The sequence below is a fragment of the Mucilaginibacter gossypii genome (genome assembly GCF_017569325.2).
Lineage (GTDB): Bacteria > Bacteroidota > Bacteroidia > Sphingobacteriales > Sphingobacteriaceae > Mucilaginibacter > Mucilaginibacter gossypii.
Window position 1 is genome coordinate 1,188,144 of the sequence record NZ_CP071878.2, and the last position, 13,467, is coordinate 1,201,610.

A 13,467-nucleotide genomic window follows, 5' to 3' on the forward strand; every position below is an offset into this window, starting at 1 on the left:
AAATGATTTTGCTTTATGTCAAATACTCAAAGTTGCCATCAATTCGCATCATAAAGGAGATCTGGAAAAACCATTTTTGATTCATCCCTCTTCACCAATTTCATTTACATTCTTAACTATTTGATTTTGATAACTAAAGGTGGCCAAAACCAAATTGGCCAACAGGGTCAATATGTTGTGGTTTATCCATTATCGATAGAATTCTAAAAAACCGATTTACAAATGGTGTAAACGCTATGTGCAGTCATATACAATTTAGTACCATTATTTTACTCTTGTTGTTTCTTTAAAAACATACTTATAATTTGGTTATGTAATCTAAATATCAGTCACTTTTGTATCGGCATCATTTGATTTTCGATAAGAGGTTAGTACATATTAACGTGCTCTGTTAATTGCTATTTACCTGGGCTGATATAACCGATTTAAATTAAGTAAATAAATTTTAAACCAATCATGATTGAACAGGGCTCTTACCTAAAATCGAAAATTTATGATTTAATGAACCTGATGATTAACGACGAAAGCGGGTTGTTTGAAGTAGGCGATTTGGATGGTTACATTGATAAGTTAATTGAAAAAGCATGTATCATAACTATTATGGCACAAGATGCTTTACAGGGTTTTTTGGCTTATTATGCCAACGATTATGAAAATAAAGTTGGGTTTATTTCCATGCTGATCATTGATCCTTCCACAAAACGGATGGGGTATGGCCGAAGGCTTGTTGAATTTGCATTAAAAGATTTAACAATGAAGGGATTTGAAAAATGCCGCACCGAGGTGAATGCTGACAACATTAAAGCAGTAAATATTTGTAAAAGGTTAGGCTTTACGTATGTGGGCTGTAATGACATATATATGGTGTTTGAAAAACAGCTATAGTTCCCTCAAACAATCCTGATCTATTTGCATTGGAAATTTAGTTGTTACTTTCATTTCGAAACGTTTTTCAAAACGTAAAAAAGCGGCTCATCGATATTATAGCTGAAAGGGCCAAAATTAAAGCGGTAAATATTTGTAAAAGGTTAGGCTTTACGTATGTGGGCTGTAATAACATATACATGGTGTTTGAAAAACAGCTATAGTTCCCTCAAACAATCCTGATCTATTTGCATTGGAAATTTAGTTGTTACTTTCATTTCGAAACGTTTTTCAAAACGTAGAAAAGCGGCTCTTTGATATTATAGCTGAAAGGGCCAAAATCAAAAAAAGCATTCCCGATCAGCAGGTCGGGTTTTCCATCACCGTTTATGTCACCGGCATCAAGAGTTACCGCGCGTTCAAACTTTGTATCGGCCGGAAAAGCATACGGTACAAAGTTTAAGTTGCCGGTGTTTTTTAGATATACAAAGCCTTCTTCGGGCTGCTTTGCGTCGGTAAAAAGGCTGATCGTTGCAAGATCAACTTCTCCGTCACTATCAAAATCCTTAGCGATGGCTTTATAGCAGCCGTTTATAGGATAAAAATATCGCTGTTTATAATTGTCTTTTCCATCGTTCAAAAAAATGTAGATACCATGGTATGGTTTTAATGCCAGCGTTGCATTCCCGTTATCGCCGCAAGTGTAAACTATATCTTTATACCCGTCACGGTTCATGTCAACCATTTCAAAGTAGGAAGACCCATAAATTGGCGGAAACCTTAAAATTTCCTTTGACTCAAATTTGCCGCTCCCTTTGTTTTCGAAATGGAAAATCCCTTCTTCTCCCTGTGCAAAAAGCACGTACAGGCCGGGTAATTTTTTATCCTTATAATCAATATATGCTTTTATGGCTCCGGGTAAATTACTTATTACATGTTTGGTAAAAGCGCCGGTACCCAAATTTTCCATCCAACAGAGCTCGCCCGTTATACTCCCAAATTCACAAATAACATAGTCGGTTTTGTTGTCATTATTTAAATCGGCCGCCAGTATTTGAACCGGGCGACCAAGCTTATTGAATACAGGCTGAAATGCTAATTGCATTTTGCCTTCGGCGGAAATGGTTAATGGGGTTATAGTCCCCAGTTTATCGCTGTTGGCACCTAATTCATTGCCTATGGTGCAAATCATGGTATTGCCATGGTCGAAAAGCATATCAACCACAGGGCCGGTTGTTGATACCGAATCGATGATATTTAATTGACCTGATAAAAGATAAAGCTTTTTTGTTTGCCCGTTGGCAATAAAAACACGAGCGGGCTTAGCGCTGTTGTCAATTCTTACATAGCAGCCCAGCACCTGTTTGCCGTCAAATGATTGCTGTGATTTTTGGATGTTAAAAAAAGGGAGTTCCCGTTTAATAGCCGTAGGCCTGTTTTGTGCAGGTAAGGCGATAGGGGCGGTGTTCATGTAATAATCGATAATATCCTGCCATTCTTCCTCATTTAATGCGGGCTTGTCGGGCACAATCAAATCGTCGCCCTTAATTGTCCCTACGTATGACTCACCTCTGTGGGCTTTAATGCCCATACGTAAACCCATTTGCGGAAATACATTTTTCCATTTAAACCTGCTAAGCAAGGCTGGTTCGGGCAGCATATGGCACGAGCGGCAATATTGTTGTGATAATATCTTACCCCTGGCAATGCTTTGAAGGGTTGCCATCGGGTAATCGGTACGTAGATCTGTACCGGCATTATCCTGTTTGTTTTCAGAGAAATGCCATATTGAATAAACTACCAAAACGGTTATGACCAAAACAATCGAACCAACAATTACAACTTTGCGATTTTTTGCAGGACGGTGACTATCAGGTTTATTATTCATGAATATTTTAGAAGGCGTTTAATATACAAAAGCTAAAAACAGAATGCACAAAGCTTAAAGCTAAAAAATATTAATCGGTGAGAGTTGTCTTTAAATACATAACCCCTGGACATTTGCCCCGGGGTTATGTAAAATCAAGGTATTAATCTTTTAGTATCCTGGGTTTTGTACCAGTTTTTTATTCTTGTCAATTTCCGCTTGCGGAATTGGCATCCAGTTTTGCCGCTCGAAGAAGGTATTGGTGAATATCTTGACCGGGGTGTACGTTAGCCCTGACCCACTGGCTTCGATCTTCATTCCATACTCCGGCGTGGTGAGCACACCGTTTGTGCCGGTAGTTATCAGCCATCGGCGAATATCAAACCATCGCTTATCTTCAAAAGCCAACTCGATACGCCGTTCGCGACGAATATATACACGCATTTGATCCTTGGTTAAGCCGGCTTTTACGGCAGGCAATGCAGATCTCACCCTTACTTTATTAACCGCGTCATAAACCGATGCATCTGGCCCAACCGCTTCATTTTGCGCTTCGGCATAACTTAGCAATACTTCCGCATAACGGAAAATAATGTAATTGGCAAAGCTTGGCGCCAGGTTGATACTGGTTTGCCCGGTGATGCTTTCATCCAGTGTTTTACGGGCGTAATAACCAGTATTGGTGATATCGCTTGAAGAGCCAAGGTCTATCTGGTTACTGCCGCCTATGCGCGTTTTTATGATATCTCCCTGCCATGCTGCACCATCGTATAATATGGATTGATAAAAACGCTGTTCACGATGTGTGTAAGGAGCTTGAGGATTATAGCCTGAAGCCGCGTCAGTGATAGGCAAACCGTTATCCATCGAGTAATCATCAATCAGGCCCTGGGTAGGAGCAAGGTTACCCCATGATTGCTGAACGCCGTTTACATAAACCGGGCCTAAATAACCTTCCCGGTGACTGCCTTTAGCCGGCCCGGTAGCATAACCGCGGGCAAAAATGGTTTCAACATTCCAGTTATTGGCCGATAAAAACTGATCTGCATAAGAAGTAGCTGAAGCATTGAACAGGCTATAAGTGCCCATATCCATCACCGATTTGTTGGTAGCCGCAGCTTTACTCCATTTTCCCGCTTCATTGGCCGTGTTTGCCAGCGGACTGGCTGCAAAAAGTTCTACCCAGCCCTTAAGTGTTAATGCGGCCCCTTTTGTAGCACGACCGGTTTGTGCTGCTTTTACAGGCAAAGCTGCGGCAGCTGCGTCACAATCGGCTTCAATAAAAGCGACTGTTTCATCAATGGTGGCCCTGGCCGTAAAAATATCGCTTCCATTACGGTTATCAAGCGGTACAGTAATAATAGGGACACCGCCATAAGCTGTAAACAACAGTGAATAAAAGTACGCCCTCATAAAGGTAACTTCCGCAACACGCTGTTTGTACCAATCGTCGGTATATTTCGCTTTATTTAAAGCTGCCTGCTGAAGAAAGACATTGCATTTTCGTATTTTGGTATAGTTACCTTCCCAACTCCACATACTTCCTGGGCCGGTAGGCACATTACTTGGTCCTATTGAACCCGCCCTTACCGTCGCCTGACCGTTTTCCCAGGCTGCCCCGCAAAAACTGTTATCGGCATATTGTTCTGTTAGCTGATAGTCATTGTTGACGTCGGGGATTTGATTATATATGTCATTTACAAAAAGATCTGCATTACTTTGCGAACTGAATGTAGCTACATCAGTTAGAAATGCTTTATTTGTCACATTTAAAGAATCATCTTTTTTACATCCACTGATACTTACAACAAGCAAAGCAAGTAAAAAAAGCTCTCTGTATTTTTTAAAAATCTGTTTCATCGCTTTCTTATTTTAGTTAGAATGTGGCATTTAAACCTAATGAAAATACACGCTGTTGATAGTAGTTGGTGTTATTGCCACTATTTTCCGGGTCAATAATTTCCTTTACATGAGGTAAATGGTTAATGACATTTTGCCCTGCAACGTAAATTCTTATAGACTGGATCTTATTCCGCAACAGCTTGTTTGACAGTGTGTAGCCAACTTCAAAGCTCTTTAACCTGATGTAGGAATCATTTCTGACAAACCAGGACGAAGTTTGCGTGTTATTTGATGTTGGTGTGCCGGTAACCCTTGGGTATAAAGCATTTGGGGTTGATGGCGTCCAGTGGTCGTCATACACCAACTGAGAGGCCGAACCGGATGCGTTGAAAGGAAAAGCAAAATAGTTGCTGATAACAATGTTGCTGTTACCCGAACCCTGGAATAAAACATCAAGATCAAAGTTTTTGAACGTTAACCTAGGTTCTAAACCATAGATGATCTCTGGCGTATTAGGATGGCCTATTACAGTTTGGTCGTTAGCATCGATCTTGCCGTCTGGTTTTCCGTCAGGTCCGCTTAAATCAGCATATTCAATATCGCCTGCCTTAACAGGTCCGAAAGAAGGAACTGGTAAACCAGCTTTGAGTGATCCATCTGCGTTAAAATCCGTTGTTTTGAAATAACCCAACGCCTGGTATCCAAATATGGTATTTAAAGGCCTGCCTGTTATTCTCCTGTTTGGATTGTTCGCTGTTGCGTTTGTCTCATAAACTTGTAATAGTTTATTCCTGGCAAAGGTGAAAGTACCTGTAACATCTAACCGCAGGTCTTTTGAGAAGCTATGGGAGCTTTGCAGTGTCAGATCGATACCGTGATTACTCATGATGCCGCCGTTTACAAGCCCTACGCCGAGGCCGTATTCACCGGGTAATGTATTCCCAATGCTTACAAGCATATTGCCCCTTTTTTCATAGAAGTAATCGGCTTCAATGCTTAGTAAACCTTTCCATAACGTAGCTTCAAATCCAATATCTGTTTTAGTCGCTTTTTCCCAGCCGATATTAGGATTGCCCTGCAATGCCTCGTTGATTCCCTGTGTTGCACTGCCATTAATAACAGCGGAGTTTGCATAAGGGTTATAAGGGTTTAGATACTGGTAAGTTTGAATATTGTTATTAGTTCTTGGATAGGCCCCCGATTTACCCCAGGAAGCCCTAAGTTTTAAGTTATCAAGCCAGAGAATATTGTCTTTAATGAATTTTTCTTCGGACAGTCGCCAGCCGGCAGAAAAAGCAGGGAAAAAGCCATAACGATGGCCTGGCGCAAACAGGTAGCTTCCATCATATCTGCCCGTTGCTTCAAACAGGTATTTTTTATCGTATGAGTAGCCTACTCTGTACACATAACCAATTTGTTTTTGACCGCTTGATCGACCAAAGTTAGTTGCATCCGCAGCTGCCGGACCGCCAAAATCCAATTCATCAATATCAAGGTTGTAGTTATATTTAGTGGCTCCAAATGTTTGATACTTTACGCGGCGGCTTTCAAAAACGCCTAAAGCGGTAATATCGCTTTTGCCAAATGAACCTGCATAAGATAACAAGCCCTGAATGGTCAATGTGTGGTTTTGGCTGTAATTTTCTGAAAATGTAGCCTTTGAGTTACCTTGTATCCCCTGTTTATAAGTGTAAGGGGTGGTAGTAACGTCAACATTATAGAAAGGTATAGGGGTAGTATAAATACGCTGGAACGAGGTTTGATTTCCTGTGAATAAAGGATCCGGCCCATTATCATAGCTGAGCACACCTTTCAAGCTTAAACCTTTGATAGGAAGCTTCTGGTCAATTGTAAACTGCGACAATACGGCCGTATTTTCATTGAATTGATAACCGCTGTGATAAATTTCGCCTATAAGCGACTGACCGATATAACCAGACCATAATCCGTTACTGTAATAAATAGGCGTTGTCGGCGCCTGGCGTTGTGCCTGCCCAATAATTGTGGCAGCACTTTGGGATGGAAAGTGCTGATCTTCTACATAACTGTTAACAGAGAGGGATACCGTTGTGGTTTTAGTGGCGTTTGCAGTTAAGTTTAACGAACCATTATATTTATCAAGATAGGTTGTGCTCCACATACCTGCCTGGTGAGTATATCCAAGGGCTGCAAAATACTTGATATCATCTGTACCTCCCGAAAGCGTTACATTGTGATAAGTGATTGGACGGTTTTTCTGGATAATTTGCTGCAAAGGATGGCCATCAGGATGACCATCTGGATCTGAGTGGTCTTTAAATTTTTGAATATCGTCTGCGGTGTATGCCGCTGGCTGGCCATCATTGGCATTGGCCTCATTACGCAGAAGCGCATATTCATATGAGCCAACAAATGTGGGTACTTTGGTCGGATTCTGGATACCATAGTAGCCGTTATAAGTTAAAGTCGGTTTGCCCGATTTGCCTTTTTTTGTTGTAACCAGGATTACGCCATTTGCGCCGGCCACACCATACGGGGCAACGGCGGCGGCGTCTTTCAATACAGAAAAGGTTTCTATGGTATTAGGGTCAAGGCGGCTGAAATCGCGTGGTACACCATCAACCACAAGCAACGGCGAACTACCACCATTGGATCCAATACCCCTGATCAGGATGTTTGAACCATCATAGCCTGGTTCACCACTGCTTTGGGTTATAATTAAACCCGACGCACGACCAACAAGGCTGTTGGTTAAGTTAACCACCGGTTTCTTTGCAATTTCGGTAGTTTGAATGGTTGATACGGCTGCAGTTGAAGATGTTTTCTTTTGGGTACCGTAACCTACCACGATTACCTCATTCAGGTTTTTGGCATTTACCTGTAACCTGATGGTTACCGAGGTTTGTCCGTTCAGTGGGAACTCAGCCTGTTCGTAGCCTATATAGCTAACTATCAGTACAGCATTAGGATCGGCGTTAAGCGCGAAACTACCATTTACATCGGTAACGGTACCTGTACTGGTTCCTTTGATTTTTACGGATGCGCCTATGATGGTTTCACCGGTGGTTTTGTCAATTACTTTACCTTTAATAGGTACAGCGGCGGTATATCGGTTAAGTTTTATTCCGCTGAAAGAGTTAAAGGCATTAGCTGCATAGCTGCTTGTTTGCATAGCTATCAGCAGGATCAGTGATAAAACTACTGACCCGGATTTTCTTCTCAAAGATATTTTATCAGGTAAAAAATATTGCATAATTGGGAGTGATTAGAATTTAAAACTTGGCATTTGTTAATGCGTCTGGATCATGGTCCGTTTTCCTTTTTAGTTTTTCTGTCTTGCCATTATTTTTTTATTTAGGTTATGAAATGAATTAATAGAATAATTGTTAAAACAACAGTTTAAATTCAGGTCGAAATTCAGGCGGTAATCTCAAAGAACAATGGTAGCTTTCCGTTTTAAGCCAGCATTAATAATTATAGCCTGGTGTTTCTTAAAACTTAAGAAGCTATATTATTGCATAACATCAGCAGGCAATTTTTAACAAATAAAAAATCTGTACGAAAAATCCGTATAATTTTTGCAGGGAATAACAAACAGTCTATGTTAATTGGTAGCCACAATTAAGTGCTATTTTTTTGGAAAAAAAGGGGGTAAAGCTGTAAAAAAAAGGGGATAAAATCCATTATATGCAACGTTTTTAAAATAAAACGGTCTTATGCCGCTGTTTTTGGTTAGGAATAATGTATAAATGACAATTTTAAAAGGCAGCAAACAAAATGTACTGATCCGGCGCTTTATTTTTTTTGATACACCCTAACGTAATCAACTTCAAACCGTTTAGGGAATTTTGTAGCAGATGCGTCGCCACCGTTGTCGCCCCCTATTGCAAGGTTCAGCAATATATAATGAGGCTGCATAAAAGGGTTAAATTGAGTGCCGTCCTGATTAACAAGATCTTTTAGCTCGATACGATTGAGCAGGCTGTCATCAACATATAAACTTATAGCTGTGGCATCCCAATCCATACGCCAGGTATGAAATTTCTTACTCCAGTTAGCTTTGAAAGTATGGAGGGCTTTGGTGTTACTATACCATTTGGCTTTATAAGGGACCGCCGTACCACAGGCAATATTAGCCAAAAGCTTACTCTGGTAATATTCCATAATATCAATTTCTCCGTTGGCAGGCCAGGGCTTTTCTATACCTAAGGTCCAAAAAGCGGGCCATAGGCCGGCATCGGTACTTATACGGCCTCGCATAATGAACCGGCCGTATTGGAAGCTGTGCTTGCCCCTTGTATTGATGCTTGATGAGGTATAATTTATAAATTGCCTTTTCTGTTTCCAGTTGGTACTGTGAGGTACGTACCCAGGATTTGTCAGGCGCACCCTCCGCGCTTCGATTATCAATTTGCCGTGGCGGCAAATTGCATTTTGTTCCTGATACCATTGATCTTCATTATTCCGAACAAAACCGGATTCAAATGCCCAATTATTCGGATTGGGAGCACCGTATTTGTTAAACTCATCTGCCCAAACCAATTTATAGCCGCCCAGCGTATCCTGCTGACATTTACCGAGAACCGGAAGCGCTATAAGCAATATGGCAGTTATTGTTTTAGTAATCAAGATAATGAAATAATTATAAATCTTAAATGAGATTGTCGATTTCGTCAGAAACAAAGTAAGGCATAGTTTAAAGTATAAAGGAGGGACAGAACTATAAATTAAAGGGGGAGAAAATTATATTCAAGGTTGTTCTTCTGTTTTTAATACAGCCTGATATTTCTTCTACTCAACTTTGTGCAATTGATATTCAATTTACCGGAGGTTTTTCAAACTCGTTTAAGCGATAGGAGACCTGGAAATTTGCCCGGTGTTTTCTGATAAACTCTGATGGATTAACGCCGAATTGTTTGTGAAATTGTTCCCTGAAATATTTGATATCGCTGATACCTACCTGTATTGCCGCCTCGTTGATATTACAATTGGTTTGGATAAGGAGCTCGGCGGCTTTACGCAGGCGAACAAACCTGATAAAGTTATTGATAGACTGACCGGTAGTGCTTTTGATCCTTTTAAATAATGTTGGATAGCTAATGCCGACTGCATCGGCAAGGGCATAAACATCAAAATTGTCGCTGTTGAAATTTTGCTCAATAACAGCAATACAGTTGTTGAGCAGGTCTTTATTTTCCCGCGAAATATTAATGGCTATGTTTTCCTTCGTAACCTCCTTATAAAAATATTGCTGAAGTTTGGTTTTATTCCTCAACACACTTTTAACCCTTGCTGTGAGCAATTCTTTATCAAATGGTTTTCGCAAAAAGTCTATTGCGCCTTGTTCAAGGCTTTTAACCATAATATCGGGTGTGGTATCGCCGGTGAGCAAAATAACCGGGATATGCTTTATCGCCGCATCTTCCATAATCATTTTACATAAATCCAACCCGTTTATTCCGTCCATTACAATATCGCTGATGATCAGATCTGGTATGTATTTTTTAATCAGCTCAAGACCGGTTGCTCCATCTTTTGCTTCAAGAACTAAATAGTCGGCAAAAAATATTTTTTTGATATATGTCCTGATCTGTTCATTATCGTCAATAACAACGAGGGTATGCTTTTCCTGGCTAAACAGTTCAAGCTTCTGTAATTCACCATTCTCTTCAATCAGTTCTTTACTGTCATGATCTATAAGGTCATTTACAAAATTATAGTCAGGAGCTGTTACAATATTTATCTCCTCGGCCGAAAAGTGTTTTATTCCTTTTGATAGCTTTAAGGTAAAGGTTGTTCCGCCATTTTTATTATTTAAATAATTTATCGTGCCCTTATGGCAATCAATAAATACTTTAACCAGGTACAAACCGATACCAAAGCCCTTTTTAAAGTAATTATTATCCTTTACCTGGTAGAATTTATCAAACAGTTTATCGCCGGTGTCGGTATTGATACCAATGCCATTATCCGATATTTTAAAGTAAACATGTGTGTCATCTTCTTCTACAAAAATCTTGATGGTGCCATGATCAGGTGTAAACTTAACCGCGTTCGAAATAAGGTTGAACAATGAGATCTCTATTTTTTCGACATCGGCAAATACCGCGATATTCCTGCTGGTTGTTTCAATGTTAAAATTCAGGTTTTTGATTTTAGCCTGATGTGCAAAGCACGAAAATACCTCTTCGCATACCCGTACAAAATTTATCTCACTTATATTTAACTGCGCGTTTTCGCTTTCAGTTTTGCGAAACAGCAGTAGGTGATCTACTAATCCTAATAAGCGGCGGGCATTCCTATATACTGTATTTAGCTCGTCCGAATGGCTTTTATTTTTGTCCAGTAGATCTTTGACAGGATTAATGATTAGCGTAAGTGGCGTTCTGAACTCGTGCGAAACATTGGTAAAAAAAGCGAGCTTTTTTTCATTCAGTTCTTTTTCCTTTTCAACCTTTAAGTTAGCCAGGTTAATTTCAAATTTAAGCTTTGCCTGCTTTACCCGATATAAAAGATAAAGGTATATTATCCCAAAGATAATAACCAGGTATACCCCGTAGGCCCACAACGTTCTGTACCATGGCGGAAACACAATAACTTTAACACTGATTTGTTTCGGCATCCAGTTTCCCCGGGTGTCTGTAGCTTTGATCCTTAGCCTGTAGCAGCCTTCATTTAAATGAGTGTAATATGCAGATTTGGTCTTGCCCACATAGTTCCACCCATGGTCCCATCCCTCAAGATAATAAGCATATTCAATTTTATCCGGAAACGAATATTCGAGCGCCGTGTAATGAACGGTAAGCGCAGCCTGTTCATAATTAAGCCGGATTGTTTTAAGATCGGCTACAGATTGATTTTTGAGCAATTCGCTGGAGCCATCGGTTTCTAAATTGTCAATTTTCAGGCCGGTAATACGAAGATCGGGCCGATGGTCTGCTACCTGTATGCTGTCGGGATTAAAAATGTTAAATCCATTAATCCCTCCAAAGGCCATGTTGCCCGATTGAAGCCGGATAGCCGCGTTGTAATTAAATTGGAGGCTTTGCAAACCGTCAGAAACAATATAATTTGTAAACTTATTTTTTGCCGGGGAAAACCTGCTTAAACCATTGTAAGTACTGCACCATAGGTTTTCTTTATTGTCTATAAGGATGTTAAGGATTGAGTTACCTGGTAAACCATTAGCCTTGGTATACCTCACACTGCTCATATCAGGAAGGTTGAATTTTAGCAATCCACCACCCTCAGTGCCAACCCATAAGTGGTTTGAATTATCAGCCGCGATGGTTCTGATGCCATAGCCCACATTAAAAAAATGATGAGCCTTCTTAACGGTATCTATTTTAATGAGCCGGGTGTAATTACCTGCCCATAAGTTTCCATTACTGTCTTCAAATATAGCGTGTATGTTAACCAGGTTTTCATCAAATAGTTCAAAGCGGTCATTTTTTCGGTTATAAAGATATAATGGGCCGCCCCTGGTAGTACCTGCCCATAGATGGTGCCTGGAATCTTCAAAAAGTTTCCATAGGTTTCTATCGGTTGTTTGAGTTAATGTATTATAGCAATTATAATGCTTGAATGTGCCAGTAGCTTTGCTAAACTGGTCAATACCACCGTTGAAAGAAGCCACCCATATTTTATTATCGAAGGTTTTAAGTATGCTCACGATAAAATCGGTACTTAAGCCCCCGCCGGTTGATGCATGAGTATAGCCGGTGTATAAATTATTTTTAATGTCCCAGTAAGAAAGCCCGCCGCCATCTGTGCCTATCCATAGGTTATGCTTTTCATCTTCGCAAAAGGAAAGAATAAAATTATTGATCACACTGTTTTTGTTGAAGGGGTCATTGTTAAAAAGTGCAAATGGCTTTTTAAAATTGTCCACCACGCTAACCCCGCCGCGCAGCGTTGCTATCCACTTTCTTGATTCCCTGTCATGATAAACCGCGGTAACAGCCCCGCTTCGCAATGAACCTGCTTTGTTACCATTGGTAATAAAAGTGAGTTTGCCACTATCTGTATTTAAAATATTGATGCCGCCACCGTCGGTAGCTATCCAGATATTACCTTTTTCGTCGAGAGTTAAATTGGATATGTTATCGCTGGTAAGTTTATCAATAGCCAGTTGAAACCTCTTGATAGCTCGTGTTTTACTGTCAAATATAAACAAGCCGTTTTCAGTGCCTATCCAAAGGTTGCCCGCTTTATCTGAAAGCAGGCAACTGGCACTGTAAAGTTGAGTATTGATGATATTTATACGATCAGATTTTGGATCGTATAAACCCAGCCCGCGGTTTTTTACAAATACCCAAACGCCTGCCCGGGTAGGGCATAATGCTTTCACACTATAATTATATTGGTCGGTAAGCCTCGTTTGCAGGTAAAGTTTTCTGGTTTTATCATATCTCAATAATCCCAGCTCATCGGATCCTATATATATACTACTGTCCTTACCGGTTACAATAACATTTATATTTGAAGCTATTTTTAACCGGCACCCGCTGTTGTGCTCCCGGAAATATTCCGGATAAAAATAAGAGTCGGGGTAATTATAAAAAACAAGCCCGCGTTGTGTGCCTATCAATATTTTGTTACCAACACCATTTAAGGCACTTATATAATTGTAGGGGAGGGGTTTGTTGTTGTTCCACTCGTTTCTGTAGACCTTAAATTCATCGCTGTCATACCGGTTTAAGCCATCATAAGTGCCCATCCACATAAAACTATATTGATCCTGGTAGAGAGAGGTAACCGCATTATTAGATAGTCCGTTTTCGATACCAAGATACCGCACGGGCTGCCCGGCTGTGAAATCAAAAACATTTAGGTAAACGAAAAGGAACAGGAAACTAAAGTATATTTTCGGATTTAAGATGTTATTTATCCTACTATGCATTATTAAATTATTA

6 protein-coding genes are annotated in these 13,467 nt (G+C 40.2%); 1 reads left to right on the top strand and 5 read right to left on the bottom strand.

Annotated elements, in window-relative coordinates; genetic code table 11:
* Window positions 1-456 precede the first annotated feature (456 nt).
* On the top strand, window positions 457-885 hold the full coding sequence (locus J3L18_RS05185) for a GNAT family N-acetyltransferase (RefSeq protein ID WP_129569801.1): 429 nt from the start codon (window positions 457-459) through the stop codon (window positions 883-885).
* Window positions 886-1,138: 253 nt separating this feature from the next.
* On the opposite strand, the gene J3L18_RS05190 is transcribed toward J3L18_RS05185, so the two are convergent.
* The 5 genes from J3L18_RS05190 to J3L18_RS05210 all read right to left on the bottom strand — a co-directional run bounded on the left by J3L18_RS05190 (window position 1,139) and on the right by J3L18_RS05210 (window position 13,454).
* On the bottom strand, window positions 1,139-2,752 hold the full coding sequence (locus tag J3L18_RS05190) for an FG-GAP repeat domain-containing protein (RefSeq protein WP_208102500.1): 1,614 nt from the start codon (window positions 2,750-2,752) through the stop codon (window positions 1,139-1,141).
* 150 nt (window positions 2,753-2,902) lie between these two features.
* On the bottom strand, window positions 2,903-4,591 hold the full coding sequence (locus J3L18_RS05195) for a RagB/SusD family nutrient uptake outer membrane protein (RefSeq protein ID WP_129571292.1): 1,689 nt from the start codon (window positions 4,589-4,591) through the stop codon (window positions 2,903-2,905).
* Window positions 4,592-4,607: 16 nt separating this feature from the next.
* On the bottom strand, window positions 4,608-7,775 hold the full coding sequence (locus J3L18_RS05200) for a SusC/RagA family TonB-linked outer membrane protein (RefSeq protein WP_208102499.1): 3,168 nt from the start codon (window positions 7,773-7,775) through the stop codon (window positions 4,608-4,610).
* A gap of 572 nt (window positions 7,776-8,347) precedes the next feature.
* A complete protein-coding gene (locus J3L18_RS05205; protein WP_223266272.1) occupies window positions 8,348-9,181 on the bottom strand; it encodes a glycoside hydrolase family 16 protein in 834 nt (277 codons plus the stop codon).
* A gap of 187 nt (window positions 9,182-9,368) precedes the next feature.
* The gene (locus J3L18_RS05210) at window positions 9,369-13,454 is read right to left on the bottom strand and encodes a hybrid sensor histidine kinase/response regulator transcription factor (protein ID WP_129571291.1); all 4,086 of its coding nucleotides are present in this window, start codon (window positions 13,452-13,454) and stop codon (window positions 9,369-9,371) included.
* Window positions 13,455-13,467 lie beyond the last annotated feature (13 nt).